The 24,957-nt window shown below is 46.7% G+C and carries 17 protein-coding genes; 3 read left to right on the plus strand and 14 right to left on the minus strand.

The window, feature by feature from the left end:
- Positions 1-110: 110 nt before the first annotated feature.
- The 7 genes from OM416_RS09655 to OM416_RS09685 form a co-directional block, all read right to left on the minus strand.
- Positions 111-1,712 (minus strand): extracellular solute-binding protein, encoded by a 1,602-nt coding sequence (locus tag OM416_RS09655; RefSeq protein ID WP_264929017.1) that lies wholly within the window; start codon positions 1,710-1,712, stop codon positions 111-113.
- 395 nt (positions 1,713-2,107) lie between these two features.
- Positions 2,108-2,479, minus strand: a complete 372-nt coding sequence (locus OM416_RS09660; RefSeq protein ID WP_264929018.1) for a hypothetical protein — start codon at positions 2,477-2,479, stop codon at positions 2,108-2,110.
- 237 nt (positions 2,480-2,716) lie between these two features.
- The gene (locus tag OM416_RS09665) at positions 2,717-4,960 is read right to left on the minus strand and encodes a helix-turn-helix domain-containing protein (protein WP_264929019.1); all 2,244 of its coding nucleotides are present in this window, start codon (positions 4,958-4,960) and stop codon (positions 2,717-2,719) included.
- 21 nt (positions 4,961-4,981) lie between these two features.
- The gene (locus OM416_RS09670; RefSeq protein WP_235599381.1) at positions 4,982-6,205 is read right to left on the minus strand and encodes an MFS transporter; all 1,224 of its coding nucleotides are present in this window, start codon (positions 6,203-6,205) and stop codon (positions 4,982-4,984) included.
- 43 nt (positions 6,206-6,248) lie between these two features.
- The gene (locus OM416_RS09675) at positions 6,249-7,307 is read right to left on the minus strand and encodes an ROK family protein (protein WP_264929020.1); all 1,059 of its coding nucleotides are present in this window, start codon (positions 7,305-7,307) and stop codon (positions 6,249-6,251) included.
- Positions 7,308-7,341: 34 nt separating this feature from the next.
- Positions 7,342-8,562: an ROK family transcriptional regulator gene (locus OM416_RS09680; RefSeq protein ID WP_264929021.1), complete on the minus strand. Its 1,221-nt coding sequence runs from the start codon at positions 8,560-8,562 to the stop codon at positions 7,342-7,344.
- Positions 8,563-8,799: 237 nt separating this feature from the next.
- Positions 8,800-9,639, minus strand: a complete 840-nt coding sequence (locus tag OM416_RS09685) for a YitT family protein (RefSeq protein WP_017688839.1) — start codon at positions 9,637-9,639, stop codon at positions 8,800-8,802.
- 376 nt (positions 9,640-10,015) lie between these two features.
- Between OM416_RS09685 and OM416_RS09690 the strand changes: the two genes are divergently transcribed.
- The 3 genes from OM416_RS09690 to OM416_RS09700 all read left to right on the plus strand — a co-directional run bounded on the left by OM416_RS09690 (position 10,016) and on the right by OM416_RS09700 (position 12,911).
- Positions 10,016-11,074, plus strand: a complete 1,059-nt coding sequence (locus OM416_RS09690) for a fatty acid desaturase (protein WP_264929022.1) — start codon at positions 10,016-10,018, stop codon at positions 11,072-11,074.
- Positions 11,075-11,166: 92 nt separating this feature from the next.
- A complete protein-coding gene (locus OM416_RS09695; protein ID WP_264930653.1) occupies positions 11,167-12,315 on the plus strand; it encodes a sensor histidine kinase in 1,149 nt (382 codons plus the stop codon).
- Positions 12,312-12,911, plus strand: coding sequence for a response regulator transcription factor (locus tag OM416_RS09700; RefSeq protein WP_253434599.1), 600 nt, complete (start codon positions 12,312-12,314; stop codon positions 12,909-12,911). The genes OM416_RS09695 and OM416_RS09700 overlap by 4 nt, the downstream gene beginning before the upstream one ends.
- 184 nt (positions 12,912-13,095) lie before the next feature.
- On the opposite strand, the gene OM416_RS09705 is transcribed toward OM416_RS09700, so the two are convergent.
- The 7 genes from OM416_RS09705 to OM416_RS09735 all read right to left on the minus strand — a co-directional run bounded on the left by OM416_RS09705 (position 13,096) and on the right by OM416_RS09735 (position 24,935).
- Positions 13,096-14,007: a hypothetical protein gene (locus tag OM416_RS09705; protein ID WP_264929023.1), complete on the minus strand. Its 912-nt coding sequence runs from the start codon at positions 14,005-14,007 to the stop codon at positions 13,096-13,098.
- Positions 14,008-14,087: 80 nt separating this feature from the next.
- On the minus strand, positions 14,088-14,828 hold the full coding sequence (locus OM416_RS09710; RefSeq protein ID WP_264929024.1) for a polysaccharide deacetylase family protein: 741 nt from the start codon (positions 14,826-14,828) through the stop codon (positions 14,088-14,090).
- Positions 14,829-15,246: 418 nt separating this feature from the next.
- Positions 15,247-15,750 (minus strand): ferritin, encoded by a 504-nt coding sequence (locus tag OM416_RS09715; RefSeq protein ID WP_062834066.1) that lies wholly within the window; start codon positions 15,748-15,750, stop codon positions 15,247-15,249.
- Between the two features lie 156 nt (positions 15,751-15,906).
- Positions 15,907-16,026, minus strand: a complete 120-nt coding sequence (locus OM416_RS09720; protein ID WP_024631887.1) for a hypothetical protein — start codon at positions 16,024-16,026, stop codon at positions 15,907-15,909.
- 99 nt (positions 16,027-16,125) lie between these two features.
- Entirely contained in the window at positions 16,126-16,383 is a 258-nt protein-coding gene (locus tag OM416_RS09725) for a YolD-like family protein (RefSeq protein ID WP_264929025.1), read from the minus strand.
- A gap of 153 nt (positions 16,384-16,536) precedes the next feature.
- Positions 16,537-18,225, minus strand: a complete 1,689-nt coding sequence (locus OM416_RS09730) for a DUF11 domain-containing protein (RefSeq protein ID WP_264929026.1) — start codon at positions 18,223-18,225, stop codon at positions 16,537-16,539.
- Entirely contained in the window at positions 18,222-24,935 is a 6,714-nt protein-coding gene (locus tag OM416_RS09735) for a hypothetical protein (RefSeq protein WP_264929027.1), read from the minus strand. The genes OM416_RS09730 and OM416_RS09735 overlap by 4 nt, the downstream gene beginning before the upstream one ends.
- Between the last annotated feature and the right edge of the window lie 22 nt (positions 24,936-24,957).

The raw sequence follows: 24,957 nt of genomic DNA on the forward strand, positions 1-24,957 counted from the left end.
ACCTTCCCCCCATGTCATTCAGGATTTGTTCATCAAGACGATATTGTCATCGCCTTGATGAAATCCCTGTTCTTTGTTGCCATACGCATTAGATGTGATCTCTACTCTACTTATTTCATCGCATTGTAAGCTTCTGTACGTTCATCCAGGATCGCTTGACCACCGCTCGCCATGTAATCCTTCATCATGCTGTCATAGGTGGCTTCAAAATCAGCGGGTTTGGAAATGGTTGTTTTCACGAAGAACTCCATGAATTTGTCTTTCAGTCCGTTACCGTAGCGCGCTTCTGCATCAATAGGTTTGGAGAAACGTACCGGCTGGATGGTATCTGTGTTGGAAATCGCTACCGACTTGCGCATATCATCCCGATACTTCGACTCTACCTGTACGACATAAGCCTCTTCATTTTTCTTGTCATCTCCAACGTATTTACCATTGACGATAATGGCAATGTCACCGGAATTATAGATACGACCTGCGATTTCAGGAGAAGCATCATCTTTGATCAGTGGAACTCCATCCACGAGCTCATAGTTCTCATTTTCAACACCGAATTGCAGGTCGAACAAGTTGTTGCCTGAAGCCATCCAATCCAGATACTTCATCGCTGCTTCCGCATTGTTGCTCGATTTTGGAATCATGACATACATCGCATTGGGTGCATATGCTGGTTTGGCGAATTTGCCTTCGGAGTTTTTGAATGCATCAATCGGTGTCATCACTGCACCAGGTTGATTGGTTTGCAGGTTTTTGTACGTACCAGAGATGTAAATCTCCCCTGCATCCTCAGTGTAGAATCCAACTTTGCCGTTAGACACATCTTCCCACAGCTTTTTCTTGTCTTTGTCGAGTCCAAAGTCCTTGCTCATTAAGCCTTCATTATAAAGTGTGTTCATATATTTCAGAGCGTCCTTGAAACCAGGCAACAACGTTGGATAGTCATTGGAACCCAATTGTTGTGTTAACGTATATTTTTGTTCTTCCGTCAGTGGTTCAATGAATGACCAGATCAGGGGTTCATATTGAGCCGAGGCAATGGACATCCCCATCGGGATAAGTCCTGTGCCGACCTTACCCGGATCTTTTTCCTTAAAGGCCTTCAGTGTTGTATGCAGCTCCTCAGCTGTCTCAGGTGATGGCAAACCGAGTGCATCCAACCAGTCCTGACGAACATAGGATGCGTACTTGCCAAGTACAAGACGTTTACCTGGAACCGCAAACTGTTGTCCATCGTATTGACCGTAGGCCAGCGTTTCATCTCCCAGCAATTTTTTCAGGTTAGGACCCGTTTGATTGATCAGATCCGTAAGTTCCGTCAAACCACCTTGTTGTGCATAACGGTTGAATGTTCCCGAATCGTAGGTAAAGACGATATCAGGTACTTCAGAGCCACTCGCCATCAGAACGTTAAGCTTCTGTACTTCCTCCGAGCGGGGTACCGGAACAAACTGAACATCGATGTTGTTTGGATCACCAAACTTCTCATGAATGAAGCGAGTCAGATAACTGTCCGAGATGGTGTAGCCCGCCGGTGTGTTTCCCCGGTCGAAGATTTCCACTTTCAAAGTCGTTTTTTCCCCCGAACCCGACTCTCCAGATGAAGATGTTGATTCGCTTCCTGACGAACATGCAGATAATAATAGAGTGAATGCTGTTACCACTGCGAGGATTGAACTTGCCTTGCCTGCCTTACGTCTTTGAAATAATCTCATTTGACCTTTCCCCTTTCGCACACTCTCTGAATGAATTCACATGATTGCCACTCCACTTTGTTCATTCCATTTTGTTGCACCTGTGAATGTCACTAATCATTACATACGATCTGATATTTAGACAATAAACTATTTTCAAAATGTAAAATTCACGTTTTTTAAGTTAATTACCGCGATATATAAACATATTTCCTGACAATATACAATTTTCACACCTTATATGTTAACTATAATAACACACAGTGTTCAATTCACCTTGATTTCTTGTGTACAATCTTGTATAACCGAATTCGCAATAATCCTTTTTCCGCTGGATACTCCCATCAACCCATAACAAAAAGAGACCACATTTGTAGTGATCTCCATGTGTAGCAGATTTAAAAGCATTTCATGCACTAATCCCTCGGCGGAAGATTAAACTTCACTTGACCAAACAACGTATCAATGGCATTTCCCGCAAATTGATCGATAACATGTTCGTTGCTCGTGTCCGTATGTTCCAAAATCAACACATTATACTTCTCATCATAATGCATTCCGCCCAAAATAAACTTCACAGGAATGTTCTGGGCTGACGCCACCTTCGAAATGGCCTGCACAAGTTCCGATTCATGCCTTTGGCGAGTGGTCATGTAGGTACCATCAGGTATAGTTATCGTATATGACGAGTCATCTACATTAAATGTGAATGTGTTGTTGCTTGCTGTGATGGTAACCCGCCTATTGATATCTACCGATCCCCACACTTGCTGTCCGTATGTGTACATCTTCTTCAACTCCTTCCCTATGAATTAATGGATTGTCATATTGTTAGTATAGGACATTCGTAAAATTCCTTAACATACCAGCTACACTGGCCTAAGATGTTAAATTAAACATCAAAAAATCTCTTGTAAAAGCTCGATAAGGCTAAGACCTTACCCTCATACAAGAGATTTCATGAAAAATATCTATGAATATTGCTTTTCATACGATGCTTGAATGTTCTGACACGTCCAACATCATTATTGTTCCCCTTGTTTTCCACTCTGCTTGCGGTAGTCCCCTGGTGTCACGCCCATAATTCGTTTAAATACTCTGCCGAAGGAGATCGCATTGGCGTATCCCACTTGCAGAGCAATATCCTGAACAGCCATATCGGATGCAGACAACAGACGGCAGGCCTTCTCTACTCTCAGTTTAACCAGAAAATCAACAAACTTCATCTCAAACTCTTCCTTGAACAAATAACTTGCATATTTGCCCGAGATTTGGAACCGATCACTCAGATGTTTCAGCGACAGATCCGGATCATCAAAATGCTCTTCAATATAGATCCGTAGCTCGTTGATCATCGCTCGATGACTTTTCGTTTCATTCACAGACACATAATTACGATAGACCTCTTTAAGCCATTGCTGCAAAATCTCTTGAATTCCCTCCAGTGTCTCCACCTGCTGAATATCACTGCGAAGGCGAGTCAGGATTTCCTCGGCAAATTGGCTTTGCAACCGCTCAGACAGCTCCCCGAATTCACGGGACAACATCTGAATTAATGCCTGCAGCAACATACGAATATCATTATCTGTAATCTGATCTTCGCTGAACGCAACAAACATCTGATCCAGCTGTGTCCGCCAGCCATCACCCGTAAGCCTGAATTCACGGACAAAGTCAGCGAGCATCTGCAAGTATTTGTACGACTGTAGCTCAATACGATCCGGCAGCTGTTCACTGAGAACAATCGCATCTTTACCAAGGGTAAGCCTATGCTGCAGACCCGCATCTGCACTCGCATAGGATCGCGTGATCTCCTCCCAGCCCGATACGGTTCGTCCAATGCCAAAGGTAAACCGGAGTCGGAAGTGTTCCGCAATCCACATATGCATCTGTTTAGCCAGATCCATGAGCAATTCACGATCCAGTCCTTCCTTCTCATCCGATGCGATCACCACAATAAGTCTGCGGTTCCCAAACCATTCAGCCCAGCCACCAAACTGGGTCTCGTTCTGCGCAAGTTCTTCCACCACATTCATGAGAGCAATCTTCAAAATATTCTGATTGGTTGAAAGATCGTCGCCATTCATCTCCGCAATGAGTACAGCAACACTCTTCGGTTCCATGAACCGTTCCTCTAGTGGCTGCAGATGGCGAAGTCGCTGACGGAACGAATCCATTCGCTCTCCTTCCATCAGATCAACAAGCAACTGTCTACGGTGAATTAGCAAGTTTTCATGATGCTGTTTCTCATAGTCAACCGTTTGAGCAATCAGATGTTCCAGCGCACGGTCGATTAGAGCCAGTTCATCCTTGACGGACGGAGCTACTTCATCCTCCTCGGCACGCGGCTGTAGCGCCTGAATTCGATTCATGATGAGCTGGATGGGCCGAGTATTTCTGCGCGTAATGTAGATCAGTCCCGCCACTGCACCAACTATCGTTAATAAACCAATGCCGATCCACACATAGGAGACAAGCGATACCCATGAATACAGCTGTCCGGATTGAATGCCACTCTCGAAGACCAGACCAAGCTTGTCCGCAGACACACGATTAAGGATTTCACCGGCTGAAGGGTCCATTTGATGCGCGGTATAGATCAGATTGTCGCTCTTGTCCCGAACCTGAAGAACAGACAACTTTTCATTCGTCATGTTATCAATCTGCCGTTCTACTGCATACATGCGAATGGTAATGACGAGCAGACCTTCCCCGCCCCACGGCAAAGGAAGCCATTTATTCATGCTAATCACCTGTGAAGGTACGTCAAAGGAACGTTCCTTGTATTCACGCGGCAGGTTCCAACCGAGGTTCTCGCGATCTTTCAAGGCTTGCTCAATATAGGCACGATCTTGGAAATCTTCCAAGCGCATCATGCCTCTGGGCGTAAGAATCTGAGAATCCGACATGCGATAGAGATAAATGGATTGAATCATATCCTGCTGATCCAGCATCCGTCCCAGCCCGCTTGCCGCATCATAGATGAACTGACTCGATAATTGCCCCTGTCCAGCTTCCAGAAAACGACTGTATGTCTTGTTCGCACCAATGTCTTCTAGCAACCGAAGTTCAATGTCGCTCAGCGAGCGCTCAAGTGTATCTACGATATAGCGGGTGGAGATCATGTCGGCCTTTTGCGTTTCATTACGCGAGAGTTCGTTGACAATCAGGAAGGAGAGAAAGATCAGAATGGAAATCGTAAGCAGAAAAATAGGAAAATAGGAATACATCAACTTGGTGTGCCAATTCCGCTTCAGATTTACTTTCATAGGCTCCAACTCCTTCCATCTCTATTCTAATGAGTATGATCTTCTCTGTTCTTTGGCCTGCCTGCTAACGATATACAGAATCACTGATCCTAGTGCCGCACTGATCGTGCAAGACAGATACATCAATGATGGACCGCCGGAATCGAGTAAATATCCGTTAAGCATATTACCAACAATTCCGCCCAGGCCGGCAAATACCATGTTAAATAAACTTTGTCCTGTGGCCTGCATCTCCCGTCCCGTAACAGAAGCCACATATTCCACTGCTGCGATATAGAAGAATCCGAAGGATAATCCATGCAGCACCTGCACACCAATCATCACCTCAGGTGTCGGCCATAGCCATTGTATTCCCCACCGTAACATATACGCCCCGGCTGCAAGCAGCATCGTCCGTTCATGCCCCCATTTTCGGAGGATGAATGCCGCCGCCAACATGGATGGAACATTGGTAATCGACGCAAGCAACAGCGCCGTACCTGTCATGGTCACAGAACCGCCAGCCATCTGAAATGAAATAACGAAAAAGGAGTTAAATGCAGTAAGCGTTTGGTTAACCAGGAAACAACCTGTTAGAAATAGAAGGAATGTCCGGTTTCGGAGCAATCTTGCCAAACCTACGGAGAAGGTTACCGAGGACGAGGAGATGCTCGTCTGCCGGGGAAGTGTACTTGCCAGTATGGCGCTCAGAACGTTAAACATCAGAAATGGCAGCCATAACATGTGAATGGAAAACTGGGAGAGATACATCCCTGCTGCAAATCCACCAACTCCCGTTCCTATGCTGCCGAAGAGTCGGATCATGCCATATGAGGTGTTGGCTGCTCTCGCCGCGGTAACCGCATAGGAGTCAGCCACGGGTATCTGAGTCACTTGGAATATAGTGCATAAAGTATAAATCAATATTAATATAATGTACACTTGAATATTGTAGAAGTACGCTAACGATGCAGGAACAAGCAAGCTTATTACCAGTACGAACCGTGTCTTTTTAAATTTATCTACCAGAATTCCCCATATGGGTTGAAGAATAATGGATACAAGTGTGCCAAACGCCATAATAAATCCGGTTTCTTTACTGGAAAAACCTTGTGCAACCAATATGGGATTAATGTACGGGTTAAACATTCCTCCCGCAAGTCCCATAAACAGATACAGGCCCTGCAATTTGAGTAAAACACGTCTTGCATCATTGGAATCGGCTTTTGTTTTCTCTGTGTAAGCCTTCATATGTCTGCTTCTCATCCGGATCTCCATCCTTTAATTCTGTAGTGGCTTCGCCTATTCTCTATTGATACGTCCGTGCTAGACTTGACCTGATTGCAGCCAATGCCCCGATCGCGCCTGCTTTGTTCCCTAGTTCAGCTATAGCTAAACGTGCAGGCAGAACAGTATATCGTTCAAGGCGTGTACGTACTTCATTTAGATAATAGGATGGGTTGGATGCTGCCACGCCACCGCCGATCACAATAATGGAAGGATTAAGTAAAGCTATAATATTCGCCAGACCTCTCGCCATATAACGCATGGGCAGTTCCAGGATCTCCAGTGCAGCAACATCACCAGATTCTGCTGCTTTGAATACATGTCTGGCTTCGATCTGTTCCACTTTCTCCCCTGCCAGACTTATGATCAGAGATAAGGCACTTCCTTTTCCATCTGCAAAATAACGTCTCGCCTGTTCGGTAATCCCCGTACCTGAAGTCACTTGCTCGAATATGCCAAAAGAATCCGCATCCACGACGTAACCGGTATGAAGCCCTTCGTCTCCTGCAATGAAATGCCCAATCTCACCTGCTGCTCCATTCTGACCGCTATACAGCTGTCCATTCAGGATAAGAGCGGCTCCAATGCCTGTTCCAACCGTGACCATCACACAGTGATGATGTCCCTGCGCTGCCCCTTGATCATATTCTCCCATCGCGGCCATATTCACATCATTGTCCAACATGATATTCCCGCTGTAATATTTCGCAATAACAGGGCGAATATCTTGCTCAGGCCACTGAAAAGCTGGAGCACTTCGCAGTATTCCCTCCTCCTGCAGAATCACACCAGGGAATCCCAAGCCTACTCCCGAAAGTTGACCCAGACTGCATCCAACCTCACGGCAGAACGTTTGCAATTCAGTGAATAACCAGCGGAAGAACTCATCCGGCTGATCACTGGCAAGAGTAGGCAACCGACGTTCATGAACTTCACTTCCAGCCTGTTGTGATGACAAGAGCATTAATGTTTTGGTGCCTCCAATGTCAATACCTGCAATCCAGCCGGATCGATCACCTCCAACCGTACCAGCCTGATTGGACTGGCGATCATTACTTACGTTTTTCACGGATTCTGTCATCCCGTTTCCCTCCTTACATGTGTAAATCCAATATCTATTCCATGGTTTCCTGTTGCAGATTTAGCATCGTTTGTTGTACTGCCACCTGCACCGCGCCAGTGACAACAGCTTGCTCACCGAGCTTGGAACAGATTAACTGTGGCTGCACCGGGAATTGCTCAGATATGATCTGTCTTAATAACGGCAACAACACATCACCGTTTCCTCCTACGCCTCCGCCAAGCACAATCAGATCAGGAGCAAGCACCACGCTAATCTGACGCAGAGCTGAAGCAATCAACTGGCTGTAATGTTTTAGAATCTCTAACGCCTCTACTTCTCCACTGCGTGCAGCTTCAAATAACTTCTCGGGAGTAAGGTTTCTGCGAAGATCATCTGCATCTACATTTACATCCGCACCCGAATCAGCAGCTTCCATTAGTTCAGCATGTGCATAAAGGTGACGTTTCGCCAGCTGCATCAGACCATCTGCTGAAAGTACTTCCTCCAAACGACGACCATCCTCCATCAGCATCTCCGCGATCTCCCCGGTTAACCCACTAAGACCTCGAAGCAGTTTACCATTCACCATGATGCCAGCACCCGTTCCTGTCCCGATGGAGAAGAAAAGAAACAAAGGATAACCTGTTGCTGCACCAACAATGTACTCCCCCAGCGCCGCAAGATTCACATCATTCTCCAAGATTACTTCACAGGGAAATGCACCAGACAACGACTCCAGCGAGAAGGCTTGTTCCAGACCCACTAACGGGTCCACAATACGACTGATACGCCCCGTTTCGGGTAGTACTACACCCGGTATGCCAAACCCGATGCACTGAATCTGATTCCAGTTCAGATGATTCTCGTCAAGCAATGCGTTCATATGGCTTCGAAGCAGCTCCAACATTGTCGCTTCTTTGAGGTCATTGGCTGCTTGGACTACCATGGGATACGTTCGATAGGCGAGGATCTCTCCATTCAGATCGGATAATGCGATCCGAATACGTGTTGCTCCGAGATCTATGCCACAGACGTAATAAGCCGTTTCATTGAAACGAATGAGCGTTGCTTTGCGACCCTGAGCGTTATCAGCTCTCCCGGTCTCTCTCACCAGATTACGGTCAATCAGATGTTCGACCGCCGACGACACCGTGGGTTTACTAAGTCCGGTCTGGCGGCTGATATCCGCTCTGGACATTGTTCCCTGAGTTATCAGAGCATCCATAATCAGATTTTCATTCAGATTGCGGATATATTGCGGTGTGCCAGCCATGTTATCCCCTCCTTTTATAGTTAGCATTTTGCATAATTCGATTAAAGCTCTTGGAAATTATGCTAAATGATTAGTTAGTTAAGTTTATTAACAAATTAATTAAATTCAATATATCACCGCCTTTTGGGGGTGTACAGCTTTTTATGCTCTAATAGATGACATGATATTCCCACATCATCGCAACAAAAAAAGCTGCAGTGAGCTTTCACCGCAACTTCTTTCTTCTATATAAATGTATCAAGTTTTGGAGAGTTCAATGAATCCCTCACCGAATACATCACGCACATCATGAATAGTGATAAAAGCAATCTCGTCTTCTGCTCGTACAATTTTCTTCAGCATAGAAACTTCCTGTTTGCTAATCACAATGTATAGAATTTCTTTCTTATTTTTCGTGTAATACCCATGACCGGATAGAACGGTCACTCCGCGGTCCATCTTCTCAATGACTTGCTTCGCGATTTCATCCTGTTTGGAAGAGATAATCATAACGGCCTTTTTCGGATTGAGTCCTTCAATAATGAACTCCATCGTTTTGGTTCCGACAAACAGCAAGACAATGGTACACATTAAACCTTGTGGTCCAATGATGAAGTATGAAGAAAAGGCCACAATCAGATCGAAAAAAAGAAGTCCGTAACTGATATTCCAATCCAGATATTTGTTGGCAAGTCGGGCCAAGATCACTGTCCCCGCCGTTGTGCCTCCCACTCTAACAATCAAGCCAATACCAAGACCGGCAAATAATCCAGCAAAGATGGTATTAATCCAGAGTTCATCCGATGCAATCGTCCAACTCTCCGTCAGATGCAGGAACAACGAGTTGAATACGACCGCAATAATCGTATACACCGTAGTCGTTTTATCAAGAAACCGATATCCCACAATTAACAAAATACCGTTCAGGATCAAGTTCATTAGTCCAGGGGACCATTCAAACAGGTAATACAAAATAATCGTGATACCCGTGACGCCGCCTTCAGCCAAATCGTTTGGGATGACGAACAGGTTCACCGCCAGTGCAAACAGAAATGCACCTGCCATAATAAATAGAATATCCGTAATTCGTTTCTTCATCATGCATTCCATCCAATCCATCAGAAATCAACCTAATCGACCCGTCTCATAAGTTGTCATAATCACTCAAAGATAGATTTTACCATGCCCACAACAAAATTTGTATACATAATACAAATTGTTGCGTGATTTGTGCAAAGGAATTTACAAAACCGTTCTCTGCTCTCTTCTGCAAAGCCATTCAACATCATGCACCCATGACAAATGTCATGGGTCATCATTGATATTCATCATTATAGAAGGCTGACGTTTATGACTTACTGTCATGGTCGGTTTGTTTTACAATGATAAAAACGCTTCCTAAAGGAAAGTTCTACCGGGAAACGCCAAGTTGTAGCTGACTACAGCTATAACGATTGAAGGAGGACATACGTCAATGAGCAGAAACAAAGAAATGGCGCTAAAAAAAGAAGTCACCCCTTACGAAAAAAATGATCTCAGATTAAGTATCCGTCAGTTAATCAATACATTGCTCCCGCTCTTCTTGCTATGGGCTGCAGCTTACTTTAGCTTATCGGTTTCCTACTGGCTAACCTTCCCGATTGCCCTGGTGGCATCCGGATTTGTACTACGGACATTCATCATCTTCCATGACTGCTGTCATGGTTCATTCTTTAAAAGCAAACGTGCCAACGATATTCTCGGTACCATTACAGGTGTATTAACAGTAACACCCTATCAACAATGGAAAGCCGAGCATTCCATCCATCACGCAACCAGCAGTAATCTCGACAAACGTGGTGTAGGCGATATCTGGGTCATGACCGTTGACGAATACAAAGAAGCTTCCCCTTGGGGTCGTCTGTTCTACCGGGTTTATCGTAATCCGTTTGTATTGTTTTGTATCGGACCCATCTATGTGTTCCTTCTCGCCTATCGCTTTAACCGCAAAGGCGCAAGACGTAAAGAACGTATTAATACTCACTTGACTACAGTATTGATCGTTGCGCTATATGCTGCCATGTGTTGGTTAGTTGGCTGGCAAGCTTTTGTTATGGTGCAAGCACCTATATTCTTCTTCTCCGGTTTCTTCGGAATTTGGTTGTTCTACGTTCAGCATCAGTTTGAAGAAACGTACTTTGAACATGAAGATGAATGGAGTTATGTAAAAGCAGCGGTTGAAGGCAGTTCTTATTACAAATTGCCAAAATTATTGCAATGGATCAGTGGTAACATCGGGTTCCACCATGTGCATCACTTGAGCCCGCGTGTACCCAACTATTTCCTGGAAGAAGCACATAATGCAACACCGCCTTTGCAAAAAGCAACGACCATTACACTACGTTCCAGTCTGGTTGCCCTGCGCTTCCGCTTATGGGATGAAGATTCCAAACAATTTATTAGTTTCAAACAGCTCAAAAACTTATCCCGCAAGCCGTATGTTCAACCGCCTATCCGTGTAACCAATCCAGCGGGTCTGACAGAGAAGCCTTAACTCTGTCGGATTCGTTTTCTTGTATTCAAGCCATAGTCATGCTACAGTCAGGCTAAGTTTGAGTACATTGCAATTTGAGGAGGAGAATTTCCATTCAAAAGTGGATGCAGATCTTTTATAAAAATACAGGGTTGAACCCTTATGTATGGCTTGTCTTTTTCATCCTGCCCTTCTACTACATTTCACAATATTCCAAATTATGGACAATGGTAACGGGTATTGTGATCATTCTCGTCTTCTTCGTCTGTTATCTGCTTGCCTTCATTACCAAGGGCTGGCAGGTGTACATGTGGATTGGGTTGCTCATTGCCATATCCATTACGATGACTATCGCCTATGATTATGCCTATTTCTCATTGTTTCTTGCTTTTTTTATTGGGAATATTAAAAATAAAGCCGGTTTTTTCACCCTCTACTCGGTGAATCTAGGAGCCAGTTTCCTAACCATTAATTATGGATTTATCAATCAGAGTTCATTGCTCGTGAGTCAGTTCCCGTTTGTATTTATCAGCTTAATGGCCTCCATCCTGCTTCCAATCAGTACGTATAATAAAAATAAGACTGAACATTTGGAAGGCCAATTGGAGAATGCCAACAAACGACTCGATGATCTCGTAAAAATGGAAGAACGTCAACGTATCGCTCGTGATCTGCACGATACACTTGGACAGAAACTTTCCCTGATCGGGCTCAAAACCGATCTCGCGAAGCGGCTGCTCCGCAATAATCCCGATCAGGCCGAAATTGAATTGAACGACCTCAGACAAACGGCAAGTACAGCTCTGAAGGAAGTCCGCGAAATGGTAACAACCATGCGTGGGACGCAATTGGTCGATGAACTGTTCCGGGCAGAGCAGATTCTGAAGGCCGCTTCGATTGAATTTGTGCTGGAAGGTAATCCGAAGCTGCAAGACACGTCGCAATTGAATGAAAATGTGCTCGGCATGTGCTTGAAAGAAGCCGTCACCAATGTGGTCAAACACAGTCAGGCAACAACATGTACCCTCCTCATTGAGGAGACACCCGCCGATAATGTGCTAACCGTGCAGGATAACGGTGTCGGAATAGAACGAACTCGTAAACAGGATCGGCGCGGAACAGGAATTCTGGGCATGAAGGAACGACTTGAATTTGTAAACGGATGTCTGGATATTCGCTCTGGTACAGATATCCAGGGTACAGCGATCGTGATTCATGTTCCCAAACTCGTCCGCAAACCGATAAAGGAGGCAGAATCATGATTAGAATTGTAATCGCAGAAGATCAGCGCATGATGCTCGGTGCCTTGTCTTCCCTGCTTAATCTCGAGGAAGATATGGAAGTCGTCGGACGTGCCAGCAACGGCCAGGAGGCCCTTGCCCTTGTCCAGGAGCTAACACCCGACATCTGTCTGATGGATATAGAAATGCCCGTGAAAAGCGGCCTCGAAGCCGCAGAAGAACTCAAAGGAATGAGCTGCAAGGTCATTATCCTGACCACATTTGCCCGGACCGGATATTTCGAACGTGCCCTCAAGGGTGGTGTACGTGGCTACCTGCTCAAAGACAGTCCGATTGAAGAACTTGCCGAGGCGATCCGCCAAGTCATGAATGGCAGACGCATCTTCGCTCCCGACTTGGTCGATGAGGCTTATGTCGAAGAGAATCCGTTGACTGAACGGGAGAACGCCGTACTCGGCCTCATGGCAGACGGGAAGAACACGAAGGAGATTGCAGGACATCTGTTCATCACAACGGGCACGGTACGTAACTACATCTCCATTATTCTCAACAAGTTAAATGCCAGTAACCGTATTGAAGCCATCACGCGTTCCAAGGAAAAAGGGTGGTTCAAATGAAAGTACCGCTTTAACCCATTGAAACATAAATAAGCATGTATCTCGGCTGCACAAGTCAGTCGTAATAACATGCTCGTAATAAAAGCTTGGCCCAGGAAAACACTTCCTGGGCCAAGCTTTTTTATGTTGATTATAACAATCTAATTATTCACTTCTTGTACATTGCAGAGTATCTGTAAAATGCTTAAGATTTCACAGATACAGCCATTCCAAGAGCTTCCAGTGGCACTTGATCAGTCTTGAGCTGATAAATTTTATTACCGTCCTGCCATGAGATGGTTACATGAACAGACTTTCCTCCACTTGGGTATTCCACGTTAATATACCCTTTATCTTTCGGTACAGGCAATGTATGTGACTCCAGATACTCCACCATTTTCTTCGCTATGCCCGGATTATTCATATCATCTTCGGAAACCGAGCGAATTTGCAGCGTCCATCTGCCTTCTTGCCACGTCAGATATTGACTGCCTGCCGCACCTTCACTCAAGCCTTGGATGCCATGTCCCAGATCCACAGCCATGTCTGTTGGAATGTCTTTCAGGTCCGTCTCAGGGAAAATCTCCGATTGATCGGGGTCCTTGTAGGTCTTCATTTCATAAGAAGCCAGTACAGGTACCTTGCTGCCAGATGCAGTTAACGATGCATCATTGATAGCAACAGACTGAGTCGTAGCATAGAAGTTTACTTTAAACGCATCAGCAGTGTTGGACAGTATTGCAGCACCCAAAGATGTACCCTTGTCCAATGTGAATGATGTGGGTAAAGATGCATCCTTCATCGTCAACTGGTCGCGAACTTGCTGGATTACCTCATTCACACCCACCTGACCAGTGACAACTTGGTTGTCATTCGCCTTCGATCCTGTTGTTTCTTCACCATCTGTTGTGCTCGTATTTTCTTTGGTTCCCGCTTCATTTTCATTAGAAAAATCAGCACCACCGCTTCCGCTCTGGGTCTGTTCACCCACTGTGGTTGTTGGAGAAGAACCATTATCTGATGAGGCATTATTCGAATCCGGCCCACCACACCCTGCTAGAGCAAGTAAAACGGCTGTCGTTACCGGAATGGTGATCCACAATGGTTGTTTCTTCATGATGTGTACCTCCTCGGTTGTGAGTTGTATCCAATGTATAGTCAGGATCTATCTACTGTCTGATCCACAAATTAAAGTGATTAACGCTTGTCATTCCAGAAGTTAACTGGCTGTACTTTCTTGCTTAATACTTCAAAACGATACCCTTCTGCCTTCAATGTTTTCAACACTTGTGGCAGAACCTTCAACGTCGCTTCCTGGTCGTGCATAAGCACAACAGGCGTTGTTCCACTCTTTTGTACATTGTGGATCTGCTTCATTACACTGTTATAGACTTTCTGGTGATCCTTCTTGTATTTCCAGTCTTCCGAATCCACATTCCAATCCCATAAATGGAATCCACCCTGACCTAGCAGCACATTACGAAATGCCGGCTTGAGATATGGCTTACTACCATATGGCGTCCGAACGAGACTTGTTTTAACTCCGGCAACCTTGTTCAGACTTACATTGGCCTGTTGCATCTCTTTCAATCCGCTATAGGCAGATTTATAGAATTTGCTTGGAACGTGAGTCACACCATGCAGACCCAATCCATGCCCGTAAGCTACGATGCGTTTGGTAGCCTTCTGAAATTGCTCCATCTGAGGACCCAACATGAAGAACGTTGCCTTCGCATTATATTGATCGAGAATATCGAGTAACTGACCTGTGTGAGCGGTTGGCCCATCGTCAAACGTCAGGTATATGATTTTGGAACTCGCTTTGTTTGCGCTATCCTTCGATGTAGCTGATTTGGCAGATACCGACTGCGGCAATAATAGTGGAATGATTAATAGAATTGCAAGTGTGACCATGATAGATTTGCGAATATGTAGCATAATTAAAAGTCTCCCTTATGTGTTATATTTCCCCGGGTGTCCATGGTGTTCTACCTTCATCCCTTGGCGATTAATCCTAATACTATCAAAGATAGCGGCTCTTGTTCTCGCTTCAAAGGCTACGGTAGAGTTACACTTTTGTCAGATAAACCTAAAATTTAAAACGAATTTGATAGATTTGAGCAAAAAAAGATCCCGCCAGGATAGATCAATTGTGACATATCCTCTATTACCCATATTCAGGATTTTGATAGACTTTTGCTCCAATTCAAGCAAATCAATAACATAATTAAATATCTTTGCATGCAAAAATAAGCCTGCACAAGTGCAGGCTTATTTGTCTTCAATCAGCATAAGGCATCATGCTGTATGTAGATGAACTTTTGTCGCTGAAATCTTCTCGACTCCCAACGTACAGTTATTCCGCAGGAGCAGTGAACGAACGTTTGCCAAACTCTGCATCCAGCATGTAGAAAGCATTGCTGTCTTTTTCGATGCGGCGCAGCTTCTGAATAATGTTGTCAAACAATGCTTCCTCTTCAACCTGCTCATCAATGAACCATTTCAGGAAATACATCGTTGCATGTTCACGTTCATTCAGGGCGATGTCAGCCAGATTGTAGAATTTTTTCGTGTTTTGCTGCTCATGAGCATAACCATGCTCAAATACATCCAGCATCGAAGCATATTCATTCTTCGGTTCTGGCAATGCCGCCAGTGTGGCACGTTGTCCACGATCATTCAGGAATTTGTATATTTTCATGCCATGGAATCGCTCTTCCTCCGCTTGCACGATGAAGAAGTTCGCAAATCCATCCAGACTTTTGCTGGAACAATAGGCTGCCATAGCCAGATATACATGAGCGGAATAAAACTCAAAGTTCATCTGTTCATTTAAAGATTCTGTTAACTCTTTGCTCATTATCCAAACACCTCTTTCTTTCTCTAGGGATGGTTATATTCTAACATAACGACTGCAGGACTTACACCGATTTTCTACAAAATTCGCCAATGTCTGAACGAACAAAAAAGCTCTGCCGCGATGGCAGAGCTTCTTTCATTCTTTAGAGATATGCAATTATACCAAGAACGCTTTGGAGATGATAACCAACAGGATGAACAGAACCAGAATGGCACCTACAGAAGTGAAACCTCCGTATCCGTAGCCTCTTGCTTCTCCACCTAATACTTCGCTCATTGACCGTACCTCCTCTGCAACAGGTATGGGTTATCTTATGCAGGAAGAACGACTTTGACAGGGCGGATGCCCTAATTATTCAAAAGCTGTTTTTTTCGTTCAGTACCGTGGAGATTGCACTCGCATGATATCCAGAAAAGGTACCTTCGCCGTGAACTCTTCCTCTGTATCCTCTACATGCACGAGTCGTGTACGGGAGTCCATTTTGACAATGACTCCTTGCACCTGATCTTCCTTGCCCCATACCGTCAACAGTACTTCCGAACGTTCACGAAAGGCTTCAACCAGCTGATTTCCCAACTCTTCAAGTTCAAACTCATCCCGTGTAGGTCTTTTTGCTACTTTTGCTTTTGCCAATGTGGCTGCCTCCTCTACTCCGACGTCCCGATTCCACGGGTTGATTGCCGAGTTCATATTCAATTAGTATACCATTCATTTACGTCCGTGTAATGTCATGGCACCCAAGATGGAGCAAATTCCTCAAGCAAGTTACCGTTAACCGTGTTCCCCCTATTCTTCACCATACTCTACAATGATGCTGTACTCATTCGATCGGGATTCTCCTGCCCGTTTTTGTCCATTGCATTCATACGTGTACATGACGGTCAGTGCCCCTTGCAGCGTACCTGTCTGTTCGGAAGATAACTGCACTACATAGGAGATGTTCCTTTCCGTTCCCGGCTCAATTTCCCCCACATGCAGAATCCTTGGCGTGGAATATTCCGGAATGCTCCATTGGATCTGACCCGCAGCTTGCCCAAGCCATTTTGCACCCTCAGGCAAAATGCCCCCCAATTGTACGCGTGCCGGCAAATTGCCCTTATTCGCCACACGTACCTCGAACGTGACCGTGCCTCCCTGCTCAACCAATGTCGGTTCCACTTGAACATGGGCCTGAATTATCGGCGTTTTCAACTCAACGACAGCTTCATTGGATGTAATCATCCGCTGTACTGACCGCGAATCCGGCAAACGAAATGTATACATCAGGCTGGCATGATTCACATACTTGTATTGATCAGGTTTCAATTCACCACGTTCTGCAAGTTTCGCCTCGAACTGAATATTAAGAACAGACCGGGCAGTCAACGTCCCCAGATTAAGCCCTTTGGCCAGATTGGTACCAGGTCGTTTAACCCCATTCCAACCCAGACTGCCTTCGACAAATGTCATACCTGTTGGCAATACATCCAGCAGGGTTCCATCCACCGCATAGCTGCTTGTATTGGAGACGGTAATATTATAACGGACTGCATCATCCCATGTTGCCGTTAACGGGAGTACACTTTTGACCAGAGAGATCTGGGGCTGAATCACTTCCAGGGTAACCTGATTGGAGTAGATAGTTTCCTGCTGACCTGCCGAGATATAAGTCAGTACAGCCACACTTGATATTCCGTTATCGCTCCCCCCTACAACCTGAACCCTGTACTGTATCCGAACGGAACTTCCAGGCTCAATCTCCCCAAGTTCTATTCCAGTATCAGGTGTGACTTGTGGCGCAAACATCTCATTGACAATGACACTGGCAGGAATAAAGACAACCCCTTGCGGCAAAGCAATCGTTACCTGAGCACCCGTGGCTGTAATAAAACCCGGATTGCTCACCAGGACGGTGTACATAACAATGTCTCCTGAGAAGGTCTGGCCCCGCTCGGCTTGAAGACTGACCTCAAGCCGGGAAGAAACCATGCTCACCTCAACCGTATTGGATTTCTCCACACCTCTGACCGTCCTGCCTTCAGATGTCCCAAACTCATAATTAACCTGAGCTTGATTAAGCAGCTTTAAGCCTGCAGGTATCCTTAAGACCACTACCTGGAAGTGATATCGCAGAGTTGCCCCAGGAATGATCTCTGCAGGAGGCAGCCCACGCTCCGGTGAAGCTCCCGGTAGGGGAATCCCGTCACGCAGTACACTATTTGGAAGAAGTGATGTTTCTGGGGATAGAGAATCCACCACATGAACGATAGCTGTACAGTTGCCTGTGTTCACAATCTCGATCAGGTAAGTCAGGGACTGCTCCAGTGTAGCTACAGCTACGTTGCATTGCTTTTTCACTTCCAGCCTGGGCCCGACCCATGGAGTAATGACTGTATTGGAATACGCCACCTGTTCCAGTTCAGTCGTACCCGAGCTGAATCGAACCAACGACTGATTCTGAAGCCAGTGGGACAACGGACCGGAAGTTTGGCTCATAACACAACGACCTCTACTCGGAATGTAACGGTCACGGAAGCACCGGCAGCAATGGAACCGAGCGTTATTCCTGTATTTGGATTACCGTTAGGTCTTGCCACGCCATCCACGGTTACACTTCCGGTTACAAATACCGTTCCTGCCGGCACAGGGTCAACCATGACAACATTATTTACCACTTCAATACCACTATTGGTTACGACAACCGTGTAGGTGATTACATCGCCAACAACAGCATCAATGGCACTTGTGCTTTTGACAACAACCACATTAGGTGCAGATACAGGGATCACCAGCACATTGGAAGATACAGTTCCCGTCAACAGACGGCCATCCGGTGGACTAAAAGTATAGTTGGCAGTGGCCTGATTGATCAGCTGCTGATTCTGAGGCAATGAATCCACCGTAACTTCAAGCGTAACCGTTACGTTCACAGATCCTCCCGGCGGTATCGTACCAACCACAATCCCTGATTGAGGGTTGGCTCCGGGTTGGGGAACACCATCGATCAGAACACTGTTGGGAAGCAGAACGGCACCATCCGGTATATTGTCCGTTAAGGTCAAGTTGGCTCCGAGATTTCCACTATTGTTAATAGTGAAGGAATAGATGATGGTATCACCGATCGTTGCATTGGAGGTGCTGGCTGTTTTCGTTAATGCCACTATTGGCTGATAGATCGGTGTGATAACTGTATTGGAATACGCTGCTCCCGAGAAAACGCCCGATGTGAAACTTACGGAAGACTGACTGCTCACTTGAGGTGGCGTTGGAAGTGAATTGACCCGAACCGCGTATGAAACGGCTACAGATGCTCCGGGTGCCAACGTCCCAAGAGCAACACCAAGCGCTGGATTGGCCAAGGCACGCTGGACGCCGTCCACCAGAACACTGCCTGTAACAAATGTGGTGGCTGGGCTAATCGGATCGGTGATCACAATGTTGTTGACAGGGTCAATTCCGTTATTGCTCACAACCATCTCGTATACGATCGTATCGCCAACCACAGCATCAATGACAGGAGTAGTCTTCACTACGCTGACATTCGGAGCTGATACCTGAATGTTGAGTGCGTTGGAGGTGATGCTGCCTCCCAGTGTTCTTCCATCAGGTAATGTGTAGGAAAAGGTGGCGGAAGCCTGATTGGTTATGGATTGGCTCAAAGGTAATGTCACGATCACAACGGAGAACATAACGATGGTAGTTGTAGATACGACACCCAGTGGGATACCCGAAGCCGGATCAGCACCAGGTGCTGATCCGCCATTAATAATGACACTATTCGGTACAAGCTCCGTTCCAGCCGGAATGGTATCCGTTAACGTAACAGATGCTCCGTAGTTTCCGCTATTGGTAATGGCAATACTGTAGACAACCGTATCCCCTACAGTCGCTATAGCCTGATCTCCTGTTTTGATAGCAGCCAGAATAGGTTGGTACACCTGTGTTGTAATGGTATTGGAAAATGTGGTAGCAGAGAATGCACCGGATGTGAAACTCACGGTTGACTGGTTGTTCAAAACTGCAGTTGCCGGAAGAGAAGTGACCTGCACGCTAAACACAACCGTCACAGTTACGCCCGGTGCAATGGAACCCAGCGTTATTCCGGTTGATGGGTTCGCACCCGGGCGTAGAATACCGTCAACATATACACTCCCTGCAGTAAGAAGGGTACTTGCCGGCACCGCATCTGTAAAAATCACATTGCTAACACTTGCAATCCCGTTATTGGTTACGGCGATGCTGTAAGTCACGGTATCCCCGACGGAAACAGCTGTGGATGTCGTGGATTTGACCACTTCCACATCCGGTGCGGAAACCGAAATCGTAAGCACATTGGATAACACTGTCCCTGTAATATTCCGTCCGTTCGGCAATGTAAAGGATAACGCAACCGAAGCCTGATTCACGAGCTGCTGAGGGGTTGGCAATGTCTCAATAACTACGGAAAACGTAATTGTAGTTGTAGCTCCGGCAGCCACATTACCTGCGGGAATACCCGTTACGGGATTTGCAGCTGGTAACGGCTGACCGTTCACAATGACACTATTCGGAACAAGAATGGTACCGGCTGGCAGGTTATCCGACAGATTGATTTGGGCACCGTAGTTCCCCTGATTTCTCACCGTTATCGTATAACTAACGGTATCCCCGACGGTGGCATTTTGTGTACTGGCTATCTTTTGAGCAGTAAGAATCGGTTGGTACACCGGAGTGACCACTGTATTGGAAAACGTCGTGCTTGAGAACGCTCCAGAGGTAAAACTGACCGTCGATCGATTGCTCAACTGTCCCCCCGGTGGAATTTCATTGACCCTGACACTGAACGTCACGGTCACGGATGTCCCGGGTCCCAGTGTAGCAAGCGATATCCCCCCTGCCGGATTGGAATTGGGTTGGGCCACCCCGTTTACGGTAACACTGCCTGTGTTGAAAGTTGCTCCGGCAGGAATCGGATCGGAAAATTGAATATTGCTTACCGGCGCAATACCGCTGTTTGTAATCAGAATGGAATAACTGACTGTATCGCCCACGGCAGCAGCAGTTGATGAAGTGCTTTTGACAACAGCAACGTTGGGTGACGAGACGGGAAATGTCAGTGTATTTGAAGTGGCTGTTCCTGTTAACGTCCTTCCATCAGGAGGTGTAAATGTAAAGGATGACGTTGCAAAATTGCTGAGCTGCTGTGGCGATGGAAGTGAATTCACAACCACCGCAAACGTGACGACAGCTGTCGCTCCCGCTGCTACAATACCAACCGGAATTCCTGCTCCTGGTGTTGCTCCCGGCTGTGGTACACCGGATACCACCACGCTGTTTGGAACAACAGTGGTTGCAGCCGGAATGGTATCGGTCACCGTTACATTGGCCTCCAAATTACCGGCATTACTCACCGTCACGGTATATACCACCGTATCACCTACGGTTGCATTAGCTGTATTCGCCGTTTTGACAAGTGAAATCTGTGGCTGTATGACCGGAGTCTGTGTGGTATTGGACGATGATGACCCCGAAAATGAACCGGATGTGAAGCTGACCGTCGACTGATTGTTAATCTGCGAAGGGATCGGCATAGTTATCCTCACCTCAAAAGTTACGGTTACCTCAGCCCCTGGGGCCAATGTACCGATTGGAATGCCGGCGGTCGGATTGGAGAGCGGGAATGACGTCCCGTTCACAATGACACTTCCGGGTATAAATGGGGTGTTCGAAGGAAGCGGGTTCGCGTATACCACGTTGTTCACTGCTACTGTTCCGTTGTTACGAATGACTGAAGTATATCGAACGACATCTCCAGATACGGCGTAATCTAGGTTATCACTGTTTACAATGCTTACATTCGGCAGGGATACGGGAATGGTGATTGTATTGGATGAAACAAAACCTGAAATATTCCTTCCGCTCGGAAGAGCGTAGCTATAGGCTGCAATAGCCTGATTAATCAGCTGTCTTGCATCTGGCAAGCTGGTGACCGTTGCAAGGAAAGTGACTGTCGCGGTTGCGCCCGCGGCGAGTGCTCCCAGACTGATTCCAGAGTTTGGGCTGACACCGGGTACAGGTGAGCCATTAATGATGACACTGTTGGTATTAAATATGGCTCCCGCAGGAACCGGATCTGTTAACGTAACCGTCGCTGCAATGTTGCCCGTATTCGTAATCTGGATGGCGTAATTAAAGGTATCTCCCACGGTCAAGCTTGTTGTACTGGCCGATTTCACCACTTGAATGACAGGTTGAAAAATCGGCGTATTCACTGTCACCGATGAGGAAACGCCATTAAAACTGCCTGACGTAAAAGCTGTACTTGCACGGTTGCTGACCGAACCTGTAGCTGGAATGGAGGTCACTCTTGTCTGGTAGGTCACGGTTACACTGCTGAAGCTGTTCAACGTCCCCAGAGCAATACCCGAAACCGGGCTTGCATTTCTTGCCGCCGCTCCATTAATGGTGACACTCCCGGATACAAATTCTGAACCAGCAGAAGGCGTATCTGAGAGGATCAGGTTCTGGACTGCCCCGCTGCCAGAATTGGTGGTTACAACCGTATAGGTAAGCACATCCCCTACAGTGGCGTCTGCTGTATTGACCGTTTTGGCAATAGTTATATTCGGAGCTGAGGCGGGAATTCGAACGATATTGGACAGGCTACTTCCTGACAGATTACGTCCACTCGGGAGCTGGTACGTGTAACTTCCTGTTCCCTGATTCTCCAATGTTGGCGGGGATGGGAGCGTCGTCAGTGACGTGCGAAATACCACCGTGGCACTCCCTCCAGGCAGGAGGCTCCCCAGCGTGATTCCGGTTAAAGGACTGACACCTGGACGTGCTGTACCATTCACCGTTACCGAATCGGGAATGAACGTGAGACCTGCCGGGATCGTATCGGTCACGTTCACCTGTGCTGCAATATTCCCGCTATTCGTCACGAGCAGTGTATACGCAAGCTGATCTCCCAATGTGGCATTGGTCTGATTCGCCGACTTATTGATTGTAATCACAGGTTGGAATATAGGCGTTGTGATGGAATTCGAGTTAGAGATCCCTGTAAACGTTCCTGAACTATAAGATACGACCGCTCGATTGACGAACGAACCGGTACCCGGCAAAGACTGCACATTAACCTGAAATGTCACGGTTGCCGAGCTTCCTGCCGTCAATGTACCTAGGGCTATGCCACTGGCTGGATTAGCTGCTGGTACACTGGCCCCCCTGACAACCACACTTCCGGGCACAAAATTAAGACCCGCCGGAAGACTATCCGTCAGGACGACATTGCTAATGGTTTGTATGCCGCCATTCGTCGTGACCACCGAATAGGTAAAGGTTTCTCCAACAGCAACGTCTGTTACCGTTGCATTTTTGACAACCGTTACATTAGGCAAAGTTACCGGAATCGTCAGTGTGTTGGACACCACCGTACCCGTTATGGTCCGTCCGTCAGCGGAAAGGAATGAATACGGAGCTGTAGCCTGATCCACCAACGTAGGCGGTGTAGGCAGGTTCGTGACCAGGACTTGAAAGGTTACGGTCGTTGTGCTTCCTGCTGCAAGACTGCCCAAATTAACTCCTGTAACCGGATTGGCGCCTGCAATGACCGTTCCGTTCACGCGAAAACTCCCGGCAACATAGGTGCTACCACTTGGAATATTATCGGATATCGTAACGTTGGCTGCGACGTTTCCTCCATTAACGACTTGAAGTGTATACGTTACCTGATCTCCGACCGTGGCGTTCGTTGTATTTGCCGATTTCACAATGGACAGGTTAGGTGAATACACAGGAAGTGTAGAGTTATTCGACGGAATGACTCCTGTGATGATTGAACCACCTGCAACGCTTTGAAAGGTAAATGCTGCATTTGCCGAATTGACGAGTTGAAGGATACTTGCATCACTAGCGATTAATGCGCGATAGGTCACTATAATACTGGTACTCAGATTTAATGACCCCAGTGGTATACCTGCGGTCACATCCAGCGTTGGACGGGACACCCCGGCCACCGTGACGCTACCTGGAATGAAAGTCAGACCCGGTGGCAAAGTATCGGACAATACTACACTGGCGGCACTGGCTGTACCTCCATTGCTAATCGTTGCCGTGTACAGGACGCTGTCTCCCGCGACCGCGCCAGTTGCCACAGAAGCCTTAGCAACTGTAATTCTCGGTGCGTTAATATCAACTTGTATCGCATTCGCGTTCACAATGTACGCGTCACCCGAAGTCGTTAGCGTCAGTACTGCCGAGGATTGATTGTTAATAAGCCTGGCTGAGACATCCACATTGGTAATATCCCAGCCTTGACGACCGCCAACAATGTTTGAACCTGGAGCTCCATTGATCTGATTTCGTGTGCCAAACGTGCCTGTTGTGTTAAGTGCTCCCGTATCTCCATTGATCTGGGAGGCAAAAAAGTTTGCTGCGAGATTGTTCGGTCCCGATAAGGCCACTGATGTCGCCGAGGTGGGTCCGAATAACGCCTGATCTCCCGTCCGATTCGCGTCACCCTCCTGCGCACTGAACAGTGCTCTTCCTCCAAGTGCACCGGAGAGGGGGGTTGCGAATCCTGTCAATGTTGTTACTACTGGTGGTGATGTAGATTGCACCAGTACGCCGCCTGCACGTAATGACATGTTGCGAAAAGGGAGATTGGGATTCTGATAGATAACCCCAAGTGTCCATCCCGCATGATTGGCCGTGGAATCATTCGGAATAACAATAGTCCCTACCACAGCCCCGGTGATGTATGTACCGGCTCCCCCGCTTTGTACAAGTGTAGTCACATTGGCGGAACGTACATAGCCAGCACCACCGCCCCCCAGATCGAATTGATTGTAGGTAAGTGGATCAGGGGTCACACTGGAAGTACCTGCGGGTGTAATAAACGTAACCGGATTGTTGATGGCAGCACTCAGGTTGACTGTACCATTGATGTAACTGCCGCCCCAGATCAATTCTGCATACAGAACGGTACTTCCAGCAGGCAGTATAAGAATGGCTGCTGAACTGTTGCTCTGATACAAACTTGTAGTTCCCAGTGGGTAGGTACCGTACTGGACGCTGGTGTTGGTTGTGGTAAAACCTCCAATACTGTCCTGTGTTCCGGGTACCCCTGCTGTTTCCGAACGACTTAAACCTAGTGTATTGCCCGTAAACGTAATTGCTCCCGTAGCGTTGACGGTTGAACGAACGACAAGAGGAATGGAAGTCACCTCCCCTTCAGCAAGAATTACA

The sequence above is a fragment of the Paenibacillus sp. LS1 genome (genome assembly GCF_026013365.1).
Classification (GTDB): domain Bacteria; phylum Bacillota; class Bacilli; order Paenibacillales; family Paenibacillaceae; genus Paenibacillus.

What these genes read in the sequence shown, in the direction of transcription:
- OM416_RS09655 (WP_264929017.1), bottom strand. Translation starts at nt 1,712, where the DNA reads ATGAGATTATTTCAAAGACGTAAGGCAGGCAAGGCAAGTTCAATCCTC.
- OM416_RS09660 (WP_264929018.1), bottom strand. Translation starts at nt 2,479, where the DNA reads ATGTACACATACGGACAGCAAGTGTGGGGATCGGTAGATATCAATAGG.
- OM416_RS09665 (WP_264929019.1), bottom strand. Translation starts at nt 4,960, where the DNA reads ATGAAAGTAAATCTGAAGCGGAATTGGCACACCAAGTTGATGTATTCC.
- OM416_RS09670 (WP_235599381.1), bottom strand. Translation starts at nt 6,205, where the DNA reads ATGAGAAGCAGACATATGAAGGCTTACACAGAGAAAACAAAAGCCGAT.
- OM416_RS09675 (WP_264929020.1), bottom strand. Translation starts at nt 7,307, where the DNA reads ATGACAGAATCCGTGAAAAACGTAAGTAATGATCGCCAGTCCAATCAG.
- OM416_RS09680 (WP_264929021.1), bottom strand. Translation starts at nt 8,562, where the DNA reads ATGGCTGGCACACCGCAATATATCCGCAATCTGAATGAAAATCTGATT.
- OM416_RS09685 (WP_017688839.1), bottom strand. Translation starts at nt 9,639, where the DNA reads ATGAAGAAACGAATTACGGATATTCTATTTATTATGGCAGGTGCATTT.
- OM416_RS09690 (WP_264929022.1), top strand. Translation starts at nt 10,016, where the DNA reads ATGAGCAGAAACAAAGAAATGGCGCTAAAAAAAGAAGTCACCCCTTAC.
- OM416_RS09700 (WP_253434599.1), top strand. Translation starts at nt 12,312, where the DNA reads ATGATTAGAATTGTAATCGCAGAAGATCAGCGCATGATGCTCGGTGCC.
- OM416_RS09705 (WP_264929023.1), bottom strand. Translation starts at nt 14,007, where the DNA reads ATGAAGAAACAACCATTGTGGATCACCATTCCGGTAACGACAGCCGTT.
- OM416_RS09710 (WP_264929024.1), bottom strand. Translation starts at nt 14,828, where the DNA reads ATGCTACATATTCGCAAATCTATCATGGTCACACTTGCAATTCTATTA.
- OM416_RS09715 (WP_062834066.1), bottom strand. Translation starts at nt 15,750, where the DNA reads ATGAGCAAAGAGTTAACAGAATCTTTAAATGAACAGATGAACTTTGAG.
- OM416_RS09720 (WP_024631887.1), bottom strand. Translation starts at nt 16,026, where the DNA reads ATGAGCGAAGTATTAGGTGGAGAAGCAAGAGGCTACGGATACGGAGGT.
- OM416_RS09730 (WP_264929026.1), bottom strand. Translation starts at nt 18,225, where the DNA reads ATGAGCCAAACTTCCGGTCCGTTGTCCCACTGGCTTCAGAATCAGTCG.